Source organism: Streptomyces sp. NBC_01296 (assembly GCF_035984415.1).
Taxonomy (GTDB): domain Bacteria; phylum Actinomycetota; class Actinomycetes; order Streptomycetales; family Streptomycetaceae; genus Streptomyces.
Genome location: NZ_CP130720.1, coordinates 6,330,966 through 6,352,077, shown reverse-complemented (window position 1 = coordinate 6,352,077; position 21,112 = coordinate 6,330,966). Strand labels below are relative to the sequence as shown.

Here is a 21,112-nt window from a genome sequence, read left to right as displayed (position 1 = left end):
CAACTCCCTTCGCACTGCACGGATCGATGCCCGGATTTCACGAGTTCCCCACGTCCCGTGCAGGTCACGCATACTGTCCCGACCGTTCGGGGCGCATTGGCCCGAAGTAAGGAAGAGATGCAATGCCGTTCACCCTCAGCCACGCGGCCGCCGTGCTGCCCGCCGTCCGCCGGGCCGGGCGCGCCCGTGGGCCGCTGGTCGCTTCGGCGCTCGTCCTGGGCTCGTTCGCGCCGGACACGTTCTACTTCGCGGACGCGGTCGTCGGGGGCGTCATGCAGTACGGCGGGTTCACCCACTCGCTGCCCGGGGTGTTCACCGCGGACGCCGTGCTGACCGCCGCGCTCGCGGCGTGCTGGCTCCTGCTGCGCGAACCGCTGATCGCCCTCCTGCCGCGCCGCCGGCAGGGCCGGATGCACGCCTTCGTGCGGGGTGAGGACTGGCAGGGCGGCCGCCGGCTGCCTTCCCTCGCGCTCTGGTTCTACCTCTCGGCGGTCGTCGGCTCGCTCACGCACGTGGTGTGGGACAGCTTCACGCACCTGGACCGGTGGGGGACGAACGCCCTGCCCCTCCTCGGCGAGCCGATCGCCTTCGGGCTGCCCCTCTACACGTACCTGCAGTACGGGTCTTCGGCAGTCGCGGCCTGCGCCCTGCTCTGGTTCACGGTGACCGCCCTGCGCCGGCTGCCCGACCGCGCCGCCCCCGCGTCCGTGCCGGTGTTCGGCCGGGCGCAGATGCTCGGCGCGTCCGCCCTGGTCGCGGCGTGCGTCGCGGCCGGGGTGACGATGCGGGTGATCCGCTTCTTCACCTTCTACGACCGGATCAAGAGCCCGCTCGACATCATCCCGACCGTCTGCTTCGGCGCGGGCGGCGGCCTCGCCGTGGGCCTGCTGCTGTACGGGGCCCTCGTACGGCTCCTGCAGCGGCGCGAGCCGTCCCGTACGGACGAGGACGCGCGAACGCCCGTCCCCACCGCGTAGCGGGAACGGGCGTCCGGTGCCTCAGTGCGCCGCGGACTCCCAGTCCGTGCCGACGCCCACGGACACGTCCAGCGGGGCGCGGAGCTCGACGGCGGCGGCCATCTCGCGGCGCACCAGCTCCTCGACCTTCTTCCGCTCGCCCGGGGCGATCTCCAGCACGATTTCGTCGTGGACCTGGAGCAGCATCCGCGACTTCAGGCCCGCCTCGGTGATCGCCCGGTCCACGCGCAGCATGGCGACCTTGACGATGTCGGCGGCGGTGCCCTGGATCGGGGCGTTCAGCGCCATCCGCTCGGCGGCCTCACGGCGCATGCGGTTGTCGCTGTTGAGGTCGGGCAGGTACCGGCGGCGTCCGAAGACCGTCGCCGTGTACCCGGTGGCCCGGGCCTCCTCGACCACGCGGCCCAGGTAGTCCCGGACCCCGCCGAACCGCTCGAAGAAGGTCTCCATCAGACCGCGCGCCTCGGCGGGCTCGATGTTCAGCTGCTGCGAGAGGCCGAAGGCGGACAGCCCGTACGCGAGCCCGTACGACATCGCCTTGATCTTGCGGCGCATCTCGGCGTCGACCTGGGAGCGCTCCACGCCGAACACCTGGGAGGCGACGGTGGTGTGCAGGTCCTCGCCGGACAGGAACGCCTCGATCAGGCCCTCGTCCTCGGAGAGGTGCGCCATGACGCGCAGCTCGATCTGGCTGTAGTCGGCGGTCATGAGGGATTCGAAGCCCTCGCCGACGACGAACCCGCGGCGGATCGCCCGGCCCTCGTCCGTGCGCACCGGCACGTTCTGCAGGTTGGGGTCGGTGGAGGACAGGCGTCCGGTCGCGGCGACGGTCTGGCTGAAGCTGGTGTGCACCCGGCCGTCGGCGGCGATCGTCTTGACGAGGCCCTCGACGGTGACGCGCAGCTTGGCCTGCTCCCGGTGGCGGAGCATGATCACCGGCAGTTCGTGGTCGGTCTGCGTGGCCAGCCAGGCCAGCGCGTCCGCGTCCGTGGTGTAGCCGGTCTTGGTCTTCTTCGTCTTCGGCAGGTCCAGCTCACCGAAGAAGACCTCCTGGAGCTGCTTGGGCGAGCCGAGGTTGAACTCGTGCCCGACCGCCGCGTGCGCCTCCTTCACCGCCTGCTGCACGGCCGAGGCGAACTGCTGCTCCATGGCCTCCAGATGGTCGCGGTCGGCGGCGATGCCGGACCGCTCCATCCGGGCCAGCAGCTCCGAGGTGGGCAGCTCCATGTCGTGGAGCAGCTCGGCGGCGCCGACCTCGGCGAGCTTGCCGGTGAACGCGTCGCCGAGGTCGAGGACGGCGCGGGCCTGCGCCATCAGGGCCTCCGCCTCGGCGGTCTCGTCGGCGCCGAAGGCCAGCTGGCCGTCGGCCGCGGCGGGCTGGAGCTCGCGGTGCAGGTATTCGTTGGACAGCACGTCCAGCGCGAAGGAGCGGCGGCCCGGCTTGACCAGGTACGCGGCGAGCGCGGTGTCCATGGTGACGCCGGCCAGGCTCCAGCCGTGCTCGGGGAAGACCCGCATCAAGCCCTTGGCGTTGTGCACCACCTTGGGGCGCGCCGGGTCGGCGGCCCAGGCCGCGAAGGCCCGGTCGTCGGCCTCGTCCAGCGAGGACGGCTCGAACCAGGCGGCGGCCCCGCCGGCCGCGGCCAGCGCGATCTCGCTGACATTGCCCTGGCCCAGCGCCCAGCTGTCCACCGTGGAGATGCCCAGCGGCCCGCCCGCGTGGCTCGCCAGCCACGGCGCCAGCTCGCCCGCGCCCAGCACGCTCGCGTCCAGCTCCACGCCGGCGGCCGGGGCCGGGGCCTCCTCCTCGACCGCGCCCGGGTCCACCGCGAGCAGCCGCTCGCGCAGCGAGGCGTTGCGGATCTCCAGCACGTCCAGCACACCGGTCACCTGGGAGCGGTCGTACGGGGCGCGGGCCAGATCGGCGGGGGTCTTGGGCAGCTCGACGTCCTTGACCATCTCGGTCAGGACCCGGTTCAGCTTCACGGCCTCCAGGTGGTCCCGGAAGTTCTGCCCGGCCTTGCCCTTGACTTCCTCGGCGCGCTCGACGAGCTCCGCGAACGACCCGAACTGGGTGATCCACTTCGCGGCGGTCTTCTCGCCGACGCCCGGGATGCCGGGCAGGTTGTCCGACGGGTCCCCGCGCAGCGCCGCGAAGTCCGGGTACTGCTGCGGGGTCAGGCCGTACTTCTCCTCGACCTTTTCCGGGGTGAACCGGGTCAGCTCGGAGACGCCCTTGGTCGGGTACAGCACGGTGGTGCGCTCGGAGACGAGTTGGAAGGAGTCCCGGTCGCCCGTGACGATCAGCACCTCGAAGCCGAGGGCCTCCGCCTGCGTCGCCAGCGTGGCGATCACATCGTCGGCCTCGAAGCCGTCGACCGCGAACCGCGGCACGTTCATCGCGTCCAGGAGCTCGCCGATCAGCTCGACCTGCCCCTTGAACTCGTCGGGGGTCTTGGAGCGGTTCGCCTTGTACTCGGGGAACTCCGTCGAGCGCCACGTCTTGCGCGAGACGTCGAACGCCACCGCGAAGTGCGTGGGCGCCTCGTCGCGCAGCGTGTTCGCCAGCATCGACGCGAAGCCGTAGATGGCGTTCGTCGGCTGACCCGTCGCGGTCGTGAAGTTCTCCGCGGGCAGCGCGAAGAACGCCCGGTACGCCAGGGAGTGCCCGTCCATGAGCATCAGGCGGGGGCGGTCCGCTGCGGTCGTCTGGTCGGTCTTCTTCGATGCGTTCTCTGCCACACCCCCGATCCTAGGCGGCCCCGCTGACATTTCCGGCGTCGGGCGATCTCCGCAGGGCGTGACAGGATCGGACGTCCACACGAATACGAACAGCGGCCCGCGCCGCGATGCCCGACTGCTCAAAGGGGAGCGACATGGCCACCAAGCCGCCCGCAGGTGATCCCGCACAGGACGCGCCGCAGGTCGCGCCCCCCAAGCAAGCCGCCGCCGGTCTGCCCGCGATCGGGCACACCCTGCGGATCGCCCAGCGGCAGATGGGCGTCGCCCGCACCGCACGCACCCTGCTCAAGGTCAACCAGAAGAACGGCTTCGACTGCCCGGGCTGCGCCTGGCCCGAGGGAGACAAGCGGCACACCGCCGAGTTCTGCGAGAACGGCGCCAAGGCCGTCGCCGAGGAGGCCACGCTGCGCCGGGTCACCCCGGACTTCTTCGCGCAGCACCCCCTGGCCGACCTCGCCGGCCGCTCCGGGTACTGGCTGGGCCAGCAGGGCCGCATCACCGAGCCGATGTACCTGCCCGAGGGCGCCGACCGGTACGAGGCGGTCCCCTGGGAGCGGGCCTTCGAGATCATCGCCGAGGAGCTGACGGCCCTCGACTCCCCCGACGAGGCCCTCTTCTACACCTCGGGCCGCACCAGCAACGAGGCCGCGTTCCTCTTCCAGCTGTTCGCCCGCGAGTTCGGCACCAACAACCTGCCCGACTGCTCCAACATGTGCCACGAGTCCTCGGGCTCCGCACTGAACGAGACCATCGGCATCGGCAAGGGCAGCGTCTCCCTCGAAGACCTCCACCAGGCCGACCTGATCATCGTCGCCGGGCAGAACCCGGGCACCAACCACCCGCGCATGCTGTCCGCCCTGGAGAAGGCCAAGACCTCCGGCGCGAAGATCATCTCGGTGAACCCGCTGCCCGAGGCCGGCCTGGAGCGGTTCAAGAACCCCCAGACCCCGGTCGGCATGCTCAAGGGCACCGCCCTCAACGACCTCTTCCTGCAGATCCGCATCGGCGGCGACCAGGCCCTCTTCCGCCTCCTCAACAAGCTCGTCATCGCGACCGAGGGCGCCACCGACGAGGCCTTCATCCGCGAGCACACCCACGGCTACGAGGAGCTCGCGGCCGCCGCCGAGGAAGCCGACTGGGCCGAGACCCTCACCGCCACCGGCCTGACCCGCCCCGAGATCGAGCAGGCGCTGGCCATGATCCTGGCCTCGAAGCGCACCATCGTCTGCTGGGCCATGGGCCTCACCCAGCACAAGCACTCCGTCGCCACCATCCGCGAGGTCGTCAACCTGCTCCTGTTGCGCGGCAACATCGGCCGCCCCGGCGCCGGCGTCTGCCCCGTCCGCGGCCACTCCAACGTCCAGGGCGACCGCACCATGGGCATCTTCGAACGCCCCGCGCCCGCCTTCCTCGACTCACTCGACCGCGAATTCCAGATCACCTCGCCGCGCGGCCACGGCTACGACGTCGTCCGCTCCATCGAGGCCCTGCGCGACGGCAAGGCCAAGGTCCTCTTCGCGATGGGCGGCAACTTCGTCGGCGCCACCCCCGACACCGACGTCACCGAGGCCGCGATCCGCAAGGCCGCCCTGACCGTCCACGTCTCCACCAAGCTCAACCGCTCCCACGCGGTCACCGGCCGGCGCGCCCTGATCCTGCCCACCCTCGGCCGCACCGACAAGGACGTCCAGACCTCCGGCAAGCAGTTCGTCACCGTCGAGGACTCCATGGGCATGGTCCACGCCTCCCGCGGCAACCTCGCCCCTGCCTCCCCGCACCTGCTCTCCGAGCCGGCGATCGTCGCCCGCATGGCCCGCGCGGTCCTCGGCGCCGCCTCCGCCACCCCGTGGGAGGAGTTCGAGCGGGACTACGCAGCCATCCGCGACCGGATCTCCCGCGTGATCCCCGGCTTCGAGGACTTCAACGCCCGCGCGGCCCGCCCCGAGGGCTTCCGCCTCCCGCACGCCCCGCGCGACGAGCGCCGCTTCCCCACCAAGACCGGCAAGGCCAACTTCACCGCCGCGCCCGTCGAGTACCCGAAGATCCCCGAGGGCCGACTGCTCCTGCAGACCCTGCGCAGCCACGACCAGTACAACACCACCATCTACGGCCTCGACGACCGCTACCGCGGGATCACCGGCGGCCGCCGCGTGGTCATGGTCAACCCCGAGGACGCCGCGGAGCTCGGGCTCGCGGACGGCTCGTACACGGACCTGGTCGGCGAGTGGAAGGACGGCGTCGAGCGGCGCGCGCCCGGCTTCCGCGTCGTGCACTACCCGACCGCCCGGGGCTGCGCGGCCGCCTACTACCCCGAGACCAACGTGCTGGTCCCGCTCGACTCCACCGCCGACACCAGCAACACCCCCGCGAGCAAGTCCGTCGTCATCCGCTTCGAACCGGCCTGATAGAACGACCTCAGGACAAGATGGTTAACGATCGTTGACGAACGGAGCCCGCCCATGGGTGAGCAGCACGCTGTGAAGTTCCCGCAGGAGGTCCTCGACGAGTACTCGGCCCTGGGCATCGACCTGCCCGCGCTGTTCTCGGCCGGCGACCTCGGCGAGCGGATGGACATCCGCATCCTCGAAGCCTCGGCCGAGCGCGTCGTCGGCACCATGCCCGTCAAGGGCAACACCCAGCCGTACGGGCTGCTGCACGGCGGGGCCTCCGCCGTGCTGGCCGAGACCCTCGGCTCGGTCGGCGCGATGATGCACGGCGGCATCACCAAGGTCGCCGTCGGCGTCGACCTGAACTGCACCCACCACCGGGGCGTCCGCTCCGGCACGGTCACCGGCGTCGCCACCCCCGTACACCGCGGCCGCTCCACCACCACCTTCGAGATCGTCATCAGCGACGAGGAGGGCCGCCGGGTGTGCAGCGCCCGCCTGACCTGCCTGCTGCGCGACGCAGGACCCGCCGCCGAGGCCTGAGCCGAAGCCCGCGAGCCCCGCAGGCCCGGATCCCGCCCCTCCCGGGGCCGGACCCGGGCCTGCGGCGCATACGGCCGGCCCGGAAACCGCCCGACCGCGCCCGGAAACCGCCCGGAATCCGCCAGTCCGCACCTGGCACCGCGACGACTGTTGTGTCACCGAAGGTGACGGCCTACCTTCCCTTCATGGGGACCCAGCCACGCACCGCGGCCCGGTACGGCGTCACCGCACTGCTCACGGCGCTCGCCATGTCCGGATGCTCCACTTCCGCACCGACCGCCCCGCAGACCCCGTCAACGCCCGTATCCGCCCCCTCCTCGCCTGCCCAGATCTGCACAAGTCTGGTGTCCTACTGGGTGAAGGAGACCCTCAAGGGCAGCAAATGGTCCGGGCTGGACTGGGAGCAGAAGGGGCTCTCCAACGACCAGTACACGATCCACGAGGAAGCCGTCGCCGCAGGCCGCTCCGAGGAGCGAACTGCCGGTCTGGACAAGGCACTTGAGCTGGTCGACCGGTTCGTGGCGCAGCGCTGCGCCGAGCAGAACGGCGCCACGTGGAGCTCCGAGAACTGGCGACCCCCGAGCCCGCCCGGGTGACCGGATTCCCGCATGCGCTGTCCGGCTTCCGGGCACGTGCCGACGTACGGCCGATCCGCAGGTCAAAAGCCCGCAGGACCCCGGATCAAGATCGATCCACCCGAAGTGGATCAAGAGCAAAAATTACCCTCAGTAATGCAGACGCCCCACAGAATCCCCTTTTTCCCCGGCGGAATGCCACCCGCTGGATTCCTTCGGGCACAGCCAGCGACAATTGGCCCCTTTTGATCAATGACAGGAGCATGAACCCCTCAAGCCCCTTAGGGGAACGGTGAATTCTCACCATGCGGACATTCTCCGAAGTCACAGAATGTCCGTTTTGTTCGCACTCCCGCCGCACATTCTTGGCCTCGGCATAACAAGACAGTCACATCATCCTTTCCCTGCTCCCCGCACTCGCCACCTCGGCCTAGAGTCACGGCCAGTCACCGCGCCACAGAGCGCAACCCAGCACGGCCGTGGACCTCCCAGTGCGGCCCGGCGACCAAACGGCACCTCAAATGAGGGGGCCGCGCCAGGGAAAGGAAGAATCGTGCGACACCGTTCTTTGCTCGTCCTCACCACCGTGATCACCACGGGAGCACTGACCCTCACCGCCTGCGGATCGCGCGATGAGGCCAAGACCGGCGGGGACAAGTCCGGCGGCTCCAAGACCGTCGTCGTCATCGGCGTGGACGCCCCCCTCACCGGCTCGCTCTCCGCCCTCGGCCAGGGCATCAAGAACTCCGTCGACCTCGCGGCCAAGACGGCCAACAAGAACAACGAGGTCCCGGGCATCGAGTTCAAGGTCGAGGCCCTCGACGACCAGGCCGTCCCGGCCTCCGGCCAGGCCAACGCCACCAAGCTCGTCGGCAACAAGGACGTAGTCGGCGTCGTCGGCCCGCTGAACTCCGGCGTCGCGCAGCAGATGCAGGGAGTCTTCGCCTCCGCCAACCTGGCGCAGGTCTCCCCCGCCAACACCAACCCCGCGCTCAGCCAGGGCGACAACTGGGGCAAGGGCGAGTTCAAGCGCCCCTTCAAGACCTACTTCCGCACCGCCGCCACCGACGTGGTCCAGGGCAAGTTCGCCGCCCAGTACCTCTTCAAGGACGCCGGCAAGAAGAAGGTCTTCGTCGTCGACGACAAGCAGACCTACGGCGCCGGTCTCGCCGCGATCTTCGCCGACGAGTTCAAGAAGCTCGGCGGCGAGGTCGTCGGCACCGACCACGTCACCGTGAAGGAGACCGACTTCTCCTCCACCGCCGACAAGGTCAAGTCCTCCGGCGCCGACTCCGTCTACTTCGGCGGCCAGTACCCCGAGGGCGGCCTCCTCGCCGACCAGGTCAAGAAGGCCGGAGCCAACATCCCGCTCATGGGCGGCGACGGCATCCAGGACCCCGCCTTCATCACCGCCTCCGGCGAGGCCAACGAGGGCGACCTCTCCACCTCGATCGGCTACCCGGTCGAGAAGCTGCCCACCGCCAAGACCTTCATCGCCGACTACCAGGCCGGCGGCTACAAGGACCCCTACGCGGCTTACGGCGGCTACTCCTACGACGCCGGCTGGTCCGTCGTCCAGGCCGTCAAGGCCGTCGTCGCCGCCAACGGCGGCAAGCTCCCCACCGACGCCCGCGCCAAGGTCGTCGAGGCCCTCGGCAAGGTGTCCTTCGAAGGCGTGACCGGCAAGGTCGCCTTCGACGAGTACGGCGACACCACCAACAAGCAGCTCACGGTCTACAAGGTCGAGGGCGGCAAGTGGATCGACGTCAAGAGCGACACGTTCAACCAGTAATCCCGTAGGACCCCGCATCACCGGCTCCACCTGAACCAAACCACCGCGCGAGGGCGCAACAGCGCCCTCGCGCGGAGTCTTATCCGACACGCTCATCGGAGGCCCTGCGGTGCACGAACTGCCGCAACAGCTGGCCAACGGCCTTGCCCTCGGTGCCCTTTATGGCCTCATCGCCATCGGGTACACCATGGTCTACGGCATCGTCCAGCTCATCAACTTCGCCCACGGCGAGATCTTCATGATCGGCGGCTTCGGCGCGCTCACCGCCTACGCCGCCCTCCCGACCGGCACCTCCCTGCTGATCGCGATACCCGTCATGATCGTCGGAGGCGCGCTCGCCTCCGTCGCCGTAGCCACCGCAGCCGAACGCTTCGCGTACCGTCCCCTGCGCAGCGCTCCCCGGCTCGCCCCCCTCATCACCGCAATCGGCCTCTCGATCGCGCTCCAGCAGCTCGTCTGGCAGTTCTACCCGGACGCCAAGAAGGCCGTCAGCTTCCCCGAGTTCAAGGGCGAAGCCTTCAAGATCACCGACAGCCTCTCCATCCAGCGCGCGGACGCCTTCGTCCTCATCCTCGCCCCGCTCTGCATGCTCGCCCTCGGCATCTTCGTCCAGAAGAGCCGCAGCGGCCGCGCCATGCAGGCCACCGCGCAGGACCCCGACACCGCGAAGCTGATGGGCATCAACACCGACCGCATCATCGTCATGGCCTTCGCCATCGGTGCCGCGTTCGCCGCCGTCGCCGCCGTCGCCTACGGCCTCGACAAGGGCCAGATCAACTTCGAGATGGGCTTCATCCTCGGCCTCAAGGCGTTCACCGCAGCCGTCCTCGGCGGCATCGGCAACATCTACGGAGCCATGGTCGGCGGCGTCGTCCTCGGCCTCGCCGAAGCCCTGTCGATCGCCTACATCGAAGACATCCCCGGCATGTCGCAGCTCGGCGGTGGAGCCTGGTCCAACGTCTGGGCGTTCGTACTCCTCATTGTCGTCCTCCTCGTGCGGCCACAAGGCCTGCTCGGTGAGCGCGTCGCGGATCGGGCGTGAGAACCATGACCAACGAAGCCACCCTCCCGCTCGAAGGCGAAGCCAGCGTCAGCGCCGGCCTCTCCCGCACCGCACTGCTCTACACGGTCATCGGCGGAAGCCTGCTGACCATCGTCAGCGCCTTCCTCGCCTGGACCTGGACCGCCGAGTTCCCCGGTGACCTCACCTACTACGGCAGCCCGGCCCCCATCCAGTTCCTGAGCCTCGTCGGCGCCCTCCTCACCGCCGTCCACGCGCTCTCCGCGCTCGGCGTCAAGGGCCTGCGCTGGCTCACCCCCACCGGCGCCCGCAAGCCCGTGTGGATCCTCTCGCTCGGCACCCTCGCCGGCACCTGGTTCACCGTCATCGCCATCGCATGGGTCCTCGGCGGATTCGTCCACCTGGAGCCCGGCGCCTACGTCGCCCTCATCGGCTCGCTCGTCCCGGCCCTCGCCGCGTACAAGCTCGCCGACGACAGCCACAAGGCGGCCGCCGCCAAGAAGCTGCCCTCCTGGGGCGAGATCCTCATCATCATCGGTGCCTTCGCCGTCGGCCTCTACGTGGTCACCTTCGGCATCGACACCGACGACAAGGAGCCGCAGCTCTTCGTCACGTACCTGATCATCATCGGCTTCGCGGCCTTCGCCCTGCTCAAGTCCGGTCTCTTCGACCGACTCGGCCTCCTCACCGCGAAGAACCGCCAGGTCACCCTCATCGGTACCGCGGCCGCCGCGATCACCTTCCCGTTCATCCAGCAGAGCGGCGACACGTACACGCTCATCGCGGTGAACATCCTGATCTTCGCGACCGTCGCCCTCGGCCTCAACGTCGTCGTCGGCCTCGCAGGCCTCCTCGACCTCGGTTACGTCGCCTTCCTCGGCGTCGGCGCCTACGCCGCCGCCCTGGTCTCCGGCAGCACCGCCTCCGCCTTCGGCTTCCAGCTGCCCTTCTGGGCCGCGGTCATCGTCGGCGCCCTCGCCTCGCTCATCTTCGGCGTGATCATCGGCGCACCGACCCTCCGCCTGCGCGGCGACTACCTCGCCATCGTCACCCTCGGCTTCGGAGAAATCTTCCGCATCGCCATGGGCAACCTCGACGGCACCTCCGGCCCCGACATCACCAACGGCCCCAACGGCATCCCCAACATCCCCCACCTCGAACTCTTCGGGTGGAACTTCGGGGAATCGCACACCGTCGGCGGAATCGTCCTCGGCGCCTACGCCAACTACTACTTCCTCATGCTGCTCGTGATGGCAGTGGTCATCCTGGTCTTCGCCCGTGCCGGCAACAGCCGCATCGGCCGCGCCTGGGTCGCCATCCGCGAAGACGAGACCGCCGCCGAAGCCATGGGCATCAACGGCTTCAAGGTCAAGCTCATCGCCTTCGCCCTCGGCGCCACCCTCGCCGGCCTCGCCGGCACCGTCCAGGCACACGTCAACAGCACGGTGGTCCCCGAGAACTACGTCTTCGCCGGGCCCGTCCCGCCGAACTCCGCGTTCCTCCTCGCCGCCGTCATCCTCGGCGGCATGGGCACCATCCGCGGCCCCATCCTCGGCGCCGCACTGCTCTTCCTGATCCCGGCGAAGCTGGCCTTCCTCCAGGACTACCAGCTCCTCGCCTTCGGCATCGCCCTCATCCTGCTCATGCGCTTCCGCCCCGAAGGCCTCATCGCCAACAAGCGCGCGCAGCTCGAGTTCCACGACGAAGAGACGATTGACCAGGCCCCCGCGGACCTGGCCACCGCCAAGGCGGGTGCGTGAACACCATGACGACCACCACAGACACCACCACGGTGACCACGGTCCTCGAAGCCAGCGGCGTCACCATGCGCTTCGGCGGCCTCACCGCCGTCAAGGGCGTGGACCTCAAGGTCAACGCGGGCGAGATCGTCGGTCTCATCGGCCCCAACGGCGCCGGCAAGACCACCTTCTTCAACTGCCTGACCGGGCTGTACGTCCCCACCGAGGGCACCGTCAGCTACAAGGGCACGGTCCTGCCGCCCAAGCCGCACCTGGTCACCAGCGCCGGCATCGCCCGCACCTTCCAGAACATCCGGCTCTTCCACAACATGACGGTGCTGGAGAACGTCCTCGTCGGACGCCACACCCGCACCAAGGAAGGCCTCTGGTCCGCCCTCCTGCGCGGCCCCGGCTTCAAGAAGGCCGAAGCCGCCAGCGAGGCACGGGCGATGGAGCTCCTGGAGTTCATCGGCCTGGAGAAGAAGGCCCAGCACCTCGCCAAGAACCTCCCCTACGGCGAGCAGCGCAAGCTCGAAATCGCCCGCGCCCTCGCCAGCGACCCCGGCCTCATCCTCCTGGACGAGCCGACCGCCGGCATGAACCCGCAGGAGACCCGCGCGGCCGAAGAGCTCATCTTCGCCATCCGGGACATGGGCATCGCCGTACTCGTCATCGAGCACGACATGCGCTTCATCTTCAACCTCTGCGACCGCGTGGCCTGTCTCGTCCAGGGCGAGAAGCTCATCGAGGGCACCGCGGCCGAGGTCCAGGGCGACGAGCGCGTCATCGCCGCCTACCTCGGAGAGCCCTTCGAGGGCGACCCGACCGCGGCCCCGGCCGCCGAGGCGGCCGAGGTCGAGGCAGCCGAGGTCGAGGCAGCCGAGGTCGAGGCAGCCGAGGTCGAGGCAGCCGAGGAGCACGCGGCAGCCGAGGCGGAGGCCGAAGCCGAGGCGGAGGCACCGGCGGAAGCCGCGGCCGAGGCCGACGCGGAGCCGGCCGCCGAGCCGGACATCGAGCCGACCGCGGACGCCGAGCCGGCCGCGGCCCCGGACAGCACCACCAGCACGGACGGAGAGGCCAAGTGACCGCACTGCTCGAGGTCAAGGACCTCAAGGTCGCCTACGGCAAGATCGAAGCCGTCAAGGGCATCTCGTTCGAGGTCAACGAGGGCGAGATCGTCTGCCTCGTCGGCACCAACGGCGCCGGCAAGACCACCACCCTGCGCACCCTCTCCGGCCTCCTCAAGCCGGTCAGCGGCACCGTCGTCTTCGACGGCAAGCCGCTCGCGCAGGTCCCCGCCCACAAGATCGTCTCCCTGGGCCTGGCCCACTCCCCCGAGGGACGCCACATCTTCCCCCGGCTGACGATCGCCGAGAACCTCCAGCTCGGCGCCTTCCTGCGCACCGACAAGGAGGGCATCGAGAAGGACGTCCAGCGCGCCTACGAGATGTTCCCCATCCTGGGCGAACGCCGGAAGCAGGCCGCGGGCACCCTCTCGGGCGGTGAGCAGCAGATGCTCGCCATGGGCCGGGCGCTCATGTCCCGTCCCAAGCTGCTCATGCTGGACGAGCCCTCCATGGGTCTCTCCCCTCTCATGATGCAGAAGATCATGGCGACCATCGCCGAGCTCAAGTCCACGGGCACCACCATCCTGCTCGTCGAGCAGAACGCCCAGGCCGCCCTCTCGCTGGCCGACCAGGCCCACGTGATGGAGATCGGCAAGATCGTGCTCTCCGGCTCCGGCCAGGAGCTCCTCCACAACGAGGACGTCCGCAAGGCGTACCTCGGCGAGGACTAAAGATCCGCTCAAGCGTGAGGCCCGCCACCGGTGACGGTGGCGGGCCTCACGCATACCCGCTACTGCGCGGCGTTCTTCTTCTCCTCGGCGTCCTCGATGACCGCCTCGGCAACCTGCTGCATGGACATACGACGATCCATGGAGGTCTTCTGGATCCACCGGAACGCCGCCGGCTCGGTCAGCCCGTACTGCGTCTGCAGGATGCTCTTCGCCCGGTCCACCAGCTTGCGGGTCTCCAGCCGCAGCGAGAGGTCCGCGACCTCCTTCTCCAGCGCCCGAAGCTCCGCGAAACGCGACACGGCCATCTCGATGGCCGGTACGACGTCGCTCTTGCTGAACGGCTTCACCAGGTACGCCATGGCCCCGGCGTCCCGCGCCCGCTCGACGAGGTCGCGCTGCGAGAACGCGGTGAGCATGAGTACGGGGGCGATGGACTCCTCGGCGATCTTCTCGGCCGCGGAGATCCCATCCAGGACGGGCATCTTCACGTCGAGGATCACCAGGTCGGGGCGGTGCTCCCGGGCCAGCTCGACGGCGGTCTGCCCGTCCCCGGCCTCGCCGACCACGGCGTAGCCCTCCTCCTCGAGCATCTCCTTCAAGTCGAGACGGATGAGCGCCTCGTCCTCGGCGATGACGACGCGGGTCGTCAGCGGCGGAACGTGCGACTGGTCGGCGTCGGGCGTGGGCGTCGACTCGTGCTCGGCGGTCACGGGAGGCTCCTCTTTGCGGGGCATAACAAGCTCCCCTGAGCCTACCTAGCTGCGGTAAGGTGGTCTCGCGCAGGGTTCCTCCGAGCCTTCGTTTCTTAGGCCCCAGTACTCCAACCGGTTAGAGAGGCCGCTCTCAAACAGCGGACAGTGTGGGTTCGAATCCCACCTGGGGCACTTTACTTAGATTCCATGGTCACGCGATTATCGCGTGACCATCACTCGTTTCAGCGAAGCCCGCCGAAATGCACCGCGTGAGCGAATTGCACCCGGCAGTGTCGACCGCATGTACGACATCGCCACCCGCATGCACGCGCTGGACCTGCTCGCCGACGGGCGCAGCATGAACTCGGTCAGCAGGGAAACAGGGATATCCCGGTCCGCCATCCGTGCGTGGCAGGTGCGCATCGAACCGCTACCCCGCATCAACGCGGCGCCTTGCTCCGGCCCAGACCACGCGGCGTCCTACGCATACCTTCTCGGCCTCTATCTCGGCGATGGCTGCATCAGCCCACACCCCCGCGGCGGGCACCACCTGCGGATCGTCTGCGCCGACGCATGGCCAGGACTGATCGAGCTGTGCCGCGCAGCGATCACCGCCGTGCGACCCGACCACAAGGTCTACGTGCTGCAACGTCAAGGCTGCGTCGCCGTCACCAGTTACGGACGGCACTGGACCTGCCTGTTCCCTCAGCACGGGCCCGGCAAGAAGCACGAGCGGCGGATCGTGCTCGAAGGGTGGCAGCAGGAGATCGTCGATACCCACCCATGGGAGTTCCTGCGCGGGCTCATCCACTCCGACGGGTGCCGGATCACGAACTGGACCGTTCGAAACGGCAAGCGGTACGAGTATCCGCGGTACTTCTTCACCAACAAGTCCGACGACATCCGGAAGCTGTGTACGGACACGCTCACCAAGGTCGGGGCCCAGTGGACGATCCTGGCTCGCGGGAGCGATCCCTTCAACGTTTCCGTCGCGCGGAAGGACTCCGTCGCGCTCATGGATGCGCACATCGGGCCCAAGTACTAGCCGGCGGGCGGCCGTGGCCGCGTCGGGCGGGACGGGGCCCGACGCGGGGGTGAGGGCGGGGCGTCAGTGGACGGGGTCGCCGATGTGGTGGACGCGGACCAGGTTGGTGGAGCCGGTGACTCCGGGGGGCGAGCCGGCGGTGATGACGACGACGTCGCCGCGTACGCAGCGGCCGATGCGCAGGAGTTCTTCCTCGACCTGGGCGACCATGGCGTCGGTGGAGTCGACGTGGGGGCCGAGGAAGGTTTCGACGCCCCAGGTCAGGTTCAGCTGGGAGCGGGTCGCCGGGTCGGGGGTGAAGGCGAGGAGCGGGATGGGTGAGCGGTAGCGGGAGAGTCGGCGGACGGTGTCGCCGCTCTGGGTGAAGGCGATGAGGAATTTGGCGCCGAGGAAGTCGCCCATTTCGGCGGCTGCGCGGGCGACGGCTCCGCCTTGGGTGCGGGGCTTGCTGCGTTCGGTGAGCGGGGGCAGGCCCTTGGCGAGGATGTCCTCTTCGGCGGCTTCGACGATGCGGGACATCGTCTTGACCGTTTCGACGGGGTATTTGCCGACGCTGGTCTCGCCGCTGAGCATGACCGCGTCGGTGCCGTCGATGATGGCGTTGGCGACGTCGGAGGCTTCGGCGCGGGTGGGCCGGGAGTTGTCGATCATCGAGTCGAGCATCTGGGTGGCGACGATGACGGGCTTGGCGTTGCGCTTGGCGAGTTTGACGGCGCGCTTCTGGACGATCGGGACCTGTTCGAGGGGCATTTCGACGCCGAGGTCGCCGCGGGCGACCATGATGCCGTCGAAGGCGGCGACGATGTCGTCGATGTTTTCGACGGCCTGGGGCTTTTCGATCTTTGCGATGACGGGGAGGCGGCGGCCTTCTTCGTCCATGATGCGGTGGACGTCTTGGATGTCGTGGCCGCTGCGGACGAAGGAGAGGGCGATGACGTCGGCGCCGGTGCGCAGGGCCCAGCGGAGGTCGTCGATGTCCTTGTTGGAGAGGGCGGGGACGGAGACGGCGACTCCGGGGAGGTTGAGGCCCTTGTGGTCGGAGACCATGCCGCCTTCGATGACGAGGGTGTGGACGCGGGGGCCGTCGATGCCGGTGACTTCGAGGGTGACGCGGCCGTCGTCGACGAGGATGCGTTCGCCGGTGGTGACGTCGGCGGCGAGGCCTTTGTAGGTGGTGCCGCAGGTGTGGCGGTCGCCTTCGAGGTCTTCGACGGTGATGGTGAATTCGTCGCCGCGTTCAAGGAGTACGGGGCCTTCGGTGAATCGGCCGAGGCGGATCTTCGGGCCTTGAAGGTCTGCGAGGATGCCGACGCTGCGGCCGGTTTCGTCGGAGGCTTTGCGTACGCGCAGGTAGCGGTCCTCGTGTTCGGCGTAGGTGCCGTGGCTGAGGTTGAGGCGGGCGATGTCCATTCCGGCTTCGACCAGGGCTTTGATCTGGTCGTATGAGTCGGTGGCGGGGCCCAGGGTACATACGATTTTTGCTCGGCGCATGGGGCGAGCGTATGCCCCTACCAGACAGTAGGAAATTGGTTCCGGGTGTCCACTCAACAACCGTTGGGCAAAAGGTTGTTGACAATTGTTGAATGTGCGTGGGGGTGCTCTGATGAGCACCCCCGGGGGCCCTGCCGACACGCGTTTTCGATCAGTCCGCGGGGGCCAGTGGGCGCTCGTGGCGGACGCCCGGCCGACCGTCGATGGTCGTGGTCTCGACCTGGGTGAATCCGTTGCGCCGGAGCACGGTCATGGAGGCCGGGTTGTCCAGGGTGGTGACGGCGATGAGCCGCGAGAGCCCGTACGCGGCCTGCGCGGCGCGGCAGATCTCGGCGACGGCGGCGGTCGCCATGCCCCGGCCGGCGGCGCTTTCGCCGATGCGGTAGCCGAGTTCGGCGCTGCCGTCCTCGATGTCGACGAGGTTGACGCGGCCGACCAGGTCGCCCTGGCGGGTGATGAGGACGTGGAACCGGGACAGGCCGCTCTCCTGCTCGGCGAGCAGGGCGTGGTGGCGGTCGGCGAACTCGGTGAAGTACGCGTCGCCGCGGTCGGGGACGGTGCGGGCAAAGTGGGCCCGGTTTCGCCGTTCGAAGTCGAGGAGGGCGGGGGCGTGGTCGGCGCGGAGGCTCTCCAGGGTCCACGCGTCTGCCGGGGCGGGGGCGTTCACAGTCGGGGAGGGGTCATGGTGAAGCGGGCGTTGACCTGGGCGTAGACGGTTTGGCGTTGGGGTTCGAGGTCGAGGGGCGGGGCGGTTTCCTCGGTGGTGCTGAAGGCCATGGTGCGCATGCCGGCGCCGGGGGCGGCTGTTTGGAAGGGGAGGGCGTTTTCGGCGCCGAGGTCGGCGAGTTCGACGAGGGCGGCGAGGTCGGCGCCGAGGGCGGCGGCGTATTCGCGGGCGCGTTGGACGGCTTCGAGTACGGCTTGGCGGCGGGCTTCGCCGTGGGCGGGTGAGGTGGGGCGCAGGGCCCACCAGGGGCCGTCGACGCTGGTGAGTTCGAGGTCGGCGAGGCGGGTGGTGAGTTCGCCGAGGGCGGTGAAGTCGGCGAGTTCGGCGGTGATGTGGACGCGGCCGTGGTAGGCGCGGATGCGTTCGGCGCGGCCGTGGCGGGTGAGTTCGGGGTTGATGGAGAAGGCGCCGGTTTCGAGTTTTTCGACGGCGTCGCCGTAGCTCTTGATGAGCTCGAGGACGGTGTTGTTGCGGCGGGTGAGGTCTTCGAGGGCGGTGCGTCGGTCGGTGCCGCGGGCGGTGACGGTGATGCCGATGCGGGCGATTTCGGGGTCGACTTCGAGGCGGGCTTCGCCGCGGACGGCGACGCGGGGGACTTCGGGGGTTCCGTAGGGCTGGGGTGCGGAGTCCTGGGTCATGGTTTCACTGTCGCACTGTCGTCCGGGGTGTGGCGTGTGGGTTCTGCCAGCGCGTCGCGGAGGGCGGCGCGGGAGGTGATGCCGAGTTTGGGGAAGAGTTGGTGGAGGTGGGTGGAGACGGTGCGCGGGGAGAGGCGGAGGCGTTCGCCGATTTGTTTGTTGGTGAGGCCGGCGGCGGCGAGGTGGGCGATTTCGCGTTGTTGGGGTGTGAGTGAGGCGGGTCCGTGGTGGTCGGCGCGTGCTGCGGGCTGTCTTGTGGGCTGTCCTGTTGCCCGGAGTTCGCCGGCGGCGCGGGCGGCCCAGGGGCGGGCGCCGAGGCGTTGGAAGGTGTCGAGTGCGTCGGTGAGGTGGGTGCGGGCTTCGGTGGCGGCTCGTGCCCGGCGGAGGTGTTCTCCGTAGGCGAGCCGGACGCGGGCGTGGTCGAAGGGCCAGCGGTCGGTGCCGGGGGTGGAGAGCGCTCTCCGGAAGAGTTCGCGTGCGTGTGGGTCGTGGGCGGTGAGCGCGGCCGAGGCCTCGACGATCATGGTGAGGCGGGGTGAGATGGCGGCGATGCCTGCCTCCCGTACGGCGGTGACGTGGGCCGCTGCTTCGGTTTGTCGGCCGGTTCTGAGGGCGGCTTCGACGAGGTCCATGACGAGGAAGAGGGCTGTGGGGACGTGGGAGGCGAGTTCGCCCGCGGGGCTGACGGCGGTCGCGTGGCGGTAGGCCTCTTCGTACCGGCCTTGGCCGAGTGCGGCGAGGGCTTTGGCGTGGGAGGCGCCGGAGAGGGCGGAGCCGACGCGGCGGGGTGCGGCCCAGAGGGTCATCTCGTCGGTGAGGGCTTGGGTGGTGGCGGTGTCGCCGCGTGCGGCGGCGACCAGTGCGCGCTGGTAGAGGTAGTCGGTGGTGAGCAGCTGGTAGCTGTGGGTGGTGCTGAGTCGCTGTCCTTGCTCGGTCTGTTCGTCGAGTTGGTCCCATGCGCCGGCTGTGAAGCAGTCGCGGCTCAGGAAGACCAGGCCTTGGAGTTCGAGGGTGACGGCGCTGGTGTCGCGTCCGTCGCGCAGGATGCGCCGTAGCGCGGTTCTGCAATCGGCCAGCCGGTCGACGTATACGGCGGCCATGGCGGTGCGGATGATGTGGACGGGGTCGGTTTCCTGGTCGAGGGTGGCGATGGTTTCGTCCAGGAGGCCGAGTGCGGGGGGTGCGGTGCGGGCGGGATCGGCGAGGGTGGCGAGGGTCAGGGCCACCCGGTCGGGGATGTGGGGGGTGAGCAGGGCGATGGCCTGGTGGAGCGGTTTCCACAGTTCGGGGCGTTGGGCGCCGTGGCAGACCCAGGCGAGGGTGTAGAGGGCGTCGGTCATGGTGGTGTCGGTGGCGTCGTAGGGCTGGTGCTGCATGTCGATCGCGCCGGTGAGGAGGCGGTGGGCCGTGTCGAGGTCGCCTTCGCCGCTGAGGAGGAGGTGGTGGGCGGCGGCGACGGCTGCTACGAGGGGTCCGGCGCGGCCGCCGTCGGCGCGGCGGGCGTCTTCGAGGAGTTTGGGTACGTCGCGCAGGTCGCCGGTGAGGTCGGCGCCGAGGTAAGCGGCTTCGGCGATGCGTCGGCCGCGTTCGTGGCCGCGGGGGCTGAGGTCTGCGGCGCGCAGGAGTGCGGCGATGGCGCCGCCTGCGTCGCCGCGCCGCAGGACGGCGTGTGCGGTTTGTTCGAGGAGGGTGGCGACGTGTTCGTCGGGTTCGACGGTGGCTTGGGCGAGGTGCCAGGCGCGCCGTTCGGGCCGGTCGGTGGTGTGTTCGGCGAGGGCGTGGTGGATGCGGCGGCGTTGGTCGCTGGTGGAGAGTTCCACGACGGCGGAGCGGGTGAGGGGGTGGCGGAAGGTGAGTCGGCCGGTGGTGTCGTCGACGTAGACGAGTCCGGCGCGTTCTGCGGGGGCCAGGTTTTCGATGCCGGTGGGTCCGGTTCCCGTTGCGGTGTGGGTGGCGGCTTGCAGGGTGTGGAGGTCGCCGGTGCCGTCGAGGACGGCGTACAGGAGGAGGAGCCGGGTTTCGGGTGGCAGTGCCTCGATGCGGGCTGCGAAGAGCGTCTGGAGGCGGCGGCCGAGGGGCAGTACGTCGGGGATCGTGGCGGGGGCGCGCCGGGTGCCGTTGAGGGCGATGGGCAGCTCCAGCAGGGCCAGGGGGTTTCCTTGGGCCTCTGAGAGGAGGCGGGTGCGTACGCGGGGTGTCAGGGCGGGAAACCGGTCTCTCACCAGTTTTTCTGCTGCGGCGGGGTCGAGGGGCTGCAGGTGGTGGGTGGTGACGCCGCCGCGGTCGAAGAAGCTGCCTTCGTCGGACCGGTAGGCGCCGAGGAAGCCGACGCGGCTGGCGCTGTCGCCGAGGCGGCGGGCCACGAGGCCCATGACGATGGCGCTGGCCCGGTCCAGCCAGGGCAGGTCGTCGACGATGACGAGCAGGGGGCGTTCGGCCCCGGCGTGGCCGAGCAGGGCCGATACGGCGTTGGACACCATCAGTTGCTGGGGTGGTGCGCCGTGTTGCAGGCCCAGGGCCACGCTGAGGGTGCTGCGGTAGGCGGCGGCGAGTTCTTCGAGTCCGTCCAGCAGGGGGTACAGGATCTGGTGGAGTCCGGCGAAGCCGACCGAGCTTTCGAACTCGACGCCGGCTGCTCGCGCGACGCGTGTGTTCGCGGCGTGGGCGTGTGCGGCGGCGGCGTCCAGGAGTTCTGTCTTTCCCACTCCGGCGTCTCCGGATAACAGGAGGGCGCCGCCGGAGGTTCTGGCCTCGTCGACGAAGCCCCGGATCAGTTCGAGGTCGTCGTCACGTCCGATCAGCATGTGTGCCCCTCCCCCGACGCCCTGTCACTTTATGTCGGTTCGGCGTCTCTCTACGTCATTTGACAGAAGCGGCCGGAACTGCGGCCCCCTAGCCTCGATTCGCTCGGAACAACGGCCACGACACACAAAGGCGAAGGTGAA

The 21,112-nt window shown here is 69.4% G+C and carries 16 protein-coding genes and 1 tRNA gene; 11 read left to right on the top strand and 6 right to left on the bottom strand.

The window, feature by feature from the left end; translation table 11 throughout:
• Positions 1–122: 122 nt before the first annotated feature.
• Complete coding sequence (locus OG299_RS28940) at positions 123–977, top strand: DUF4184 family protein (protein WP_327363061.1); 855 nt, start codon at positions 123–125, stop codon at positions 975–977.
• A gap of 21 nt (positions 978–998) precedes the next feature.
• Here the strand turns inward: OG299_RS28940 and polA are convergent, their stop codons facing one another.
• Positions 999–3,719, bottom strand: coding sequence for a DNA polymerase I (polA, locus tag OG299_RS28935; protein WP_266630313.1), 2,721 nt, complete (start codon positions 3,717–3,719; stop codon positions 999–1,001).
• Positions 3,720–3,853: 134 nt separating this feature from the next.
• Between polA and OG299_RS28930 the strand changes: the two genes are divergently transcribed.
• From OG299_RS28930 to OG299_RS28895, 8 genes are all read left to right on the top strand, one after another.
• Complete coding sequence (locus OG299_RS28930) at positions 3,854–6,124, top strand: FdhF/YdeP family oxidoreductase (RefSeq protein WP_266630311.1); 2,271 nt, start codon at positions 3,854–3,856, stop codon at positions 6,122–6,124.
• A 54-nt stretch (positions 6,125–6,178) separates the two neighbouring features.
• Positions 6,179–6,649, top strand: coding sequence for a PaaI family thioesterase (locus OG299_RS28925; protein WP_266630309.1), 471 nt, complete (start codon positions 6,179–6,181; stop codon positions 6,647–6,649).
• 185 nt (positions 6,650–6,834) lie between these two features.
• Complete coding sequence (locus OG299_RS28920) at positions 6,835–7,245, top strand: hypothetical protein (RefSeq protein ID WP_266630307.1); 411 nt, start codon at positions 6,835–6,837, stop codon at positions 7,243–7,245.
• Positions 7,246–7,777: 532 nt separating this feature from the next.
• Positions 7,778–9,016 (top strand): branched-chain amino acid ABC transporter substrate-binding protein, encoded by a 1,239-nt coding sequence (locus tag OG299_RS28915; protein WP_327363060.1) that lies wholly within the window; start codon positions 7,778–7,780, stop codon positions 9,014–9,016.
• Between the two features lie 109 nt (positions 9,017–9,125).
• Positions 9,126–10,058 carry a branched-chain amino acid ABC transporter permease gene (locus OG299_RS28910; protein ID WP_266630303.1) on the top strand — a complete coding sequence of 311 codons (933 nt, stop codon included), beginning with the start codon at positions 9,126–9,128 and terminating at the stop codon, positions 10,056–10,058.
• Positions 10,059–10,063: 5 nt separating this feature from the next.
• Positions 10,064–11,797, top strand: a complete 1,734-nt coding sequence (locus tag OG299_RS28905; protein ID WP_266630301.1) for a branched-chain amino acid ABC transporter permease — start codon at positions 10,064–10,066, stop codon at positions 11,795–11,797.
• A gap of 5 nt (positions 11,798–11,802) precedes the next feature.
• Positions 11,803–12,861, top strand: a complete 1,059-nt coding sequence (locus OG299_RS28900) for an ABC transporter ATP-binding protein (RefSeq protein ID WP_327363059.1) — start codon at positions 11,803–11,805, stop codon at positions 12,859–12,861.
• Positions 12,858–13,574, top strand: coding sequence for an ABC transporter ATP-binding protein (locus tag OG299_RS28895; RefSeq protein WP_266630297.1), 717 nt, complete (start codon positions 12,858–12,860; stop codon positions 13,572–13,574). The genes OG299_RS28900 and OG299_RS28895 overlap by 4 nt, the downstream gene beginning before the upstream one ends.
• 59 nt (positions 13,575–13,633) lie before the next feature.
• On the opposite strand, the gene OG299_RS28890 is transcribed toward OG299_RS28895, so the two are convergent.
• Complete coding sequence (locus OG299_RS28890; RefSeq protein WP_362635334.1) at positions 13,634–14,284, bottom strand: ANTAR domain-containing response regulator; 651 nt, start codon at positions 14,282–14,284, stop codon at positions 13,634–13,636.
• Positions 14,285–14,383: 99 nt separating this feature from the next.
• Here OG299_RS28890 and OG299_RS28885 point away from each other — a divergent pair.
• A tRNA-Leu gene (locus OG299_RS28885) sits at positions 14,384–14,458 on the top strand.
• Positions 14,459–14,567: 109 nt separating this feature from the next.
• On the top strand, positions 14,568–15,311 hold the full coding sequence (locus OG299_RS28880; protein WP_327364608.1) for a helix-turn-helix domain-containing protein: 744 nt from the start codon (positions 14,568–14,570) through the stop codon (positions 15,309–15,311).
• A 63-nt stretch (positions 15,312–15,374) separates the two neighbouring features.
• Here OG299_RS28880 and pyk read toward each other — a convergent pair whose 3' ends face one another.
• The 4 genes from pyk to OG299_RS28860 form a co-directional block, all read right to left on the bottom strand.
• Positions 15,375–16,802, bottom strand: a complete 1,428-nt coding sequence (gene pyk / locus OG299_RS28875; protein ID WP_327363057.1) for a pyruvate kinase — start codon at positions 16,800–16,802, stop codon at positions 15,375–15,377.
• A 151-nt stretch (positions 16,803–16,953) separates the two neighbouring features.
• Positions 16,954–17,469, bottom strand: a complete 516-nt coding sequence (locus OG299_RS28870) for a GNAT family N-acetyltransferase (RefSeq protein WP_327363056.1) — start codon at positions 17,467–17,469, stop codon at positions 16,954–16,956.
• Positions 17,466–18,167 (bottom strand): SIMPL domain-containing protein, encoded by a 702-nt coding sequence (locus OG299_RS28865; protein WP_266630286.1) that lies wholly within the window; start codon positions 18,165–18,167, stop codon positions 17,466–17,468. The genes OG299_RS28870 and OG299_RS28865 overlap by 4 nt, the downstream gene beginning before the upstream one ends.
• The gene (locus tag OG299_RS28860; protein WP_327363055.1) at positions 18,164–20,971 is read right to left on the bottom strand and encodes an ATP-binding protein; all 2,808 of its coding nucleotides are present in this window, start codon (positions 20,969–20,971) and stop codon (positions 18,164–18,166) included. Before OG299_RS28860 ends, OG299_RS28865 begins: the two co-directional genes overlap by 4 nt.
• Positions 20,972–21,112 lie beyond the last annotated feature (141 nt).

Coding starts and splice junctions, on each gene's coding strand:
- OG299_RS28865 (WP_266630286.1), bottom strand. CDS start 18,167: ATGACCCAGGACTCCGCACCCCAGCCCTACGGAACCCCCGAAGTCCCC.
- OG299_RS28920 (WP_266630307.1), top strand. CDS start 6,835: ATGGGGACCCAGCCACGCACCGCGGCCCGGTACGGCGTCACCGCACTG.
- OG299_RS28860 (WP_327363055.1), bottom strand. CDS start 20,971: ATGCTGATCGGACGTGACGACGACCTCGAACTGATCCGGGGCTTCGTC.
- OG299_RS28900 (WP_327363059.1), top strand. CDS start 11,803: ATGACGACCACCACAGACACCACCACGGTGACCACGGTCCTCGAAGCC.
- pyk (WP_327363057.1), bottom strand. CDS start 16,802: ATGCGCCGAGCAAAAATCGTATGTACCCTGGGCCCCGCCACCGACTCA.
- OG299_RS28905 (WP_266630301.1), top strand. CDS start 10,064: ATGACCAACGAAGCCACCCTCCCGCTCGAAGGCGAAGCCAGCGTCAGC.
- OG299_RS28940 (WP_327363061.1), top strand. CDS start 123: ATGCCGTTCACCCTCAGCCACGCGGCCGCCGTGCTGCCCGCCGTCCGC.
- OG299_RS28925 (WP_266630309.1), top strand. CDS start 6,179: ATGGGTGAGCAGCACGCTGTGAAGTTCCCGCAGGAGGTCCTCGACGAG.
- OG299_RS28880 (WP_327364608.1), top strand. CDS start 14,568: ATGTACGACATCGCCACCCGCATGCACGCGCTGGACCTGCTCGCCGAC.
- OG299_RS28930 (WP_266630311.1), top strand. CDS start 3,854: ATGGCCACCAAGCCGCCCGCAGGTGATCCCGCACAGGACGCGCCGCAG.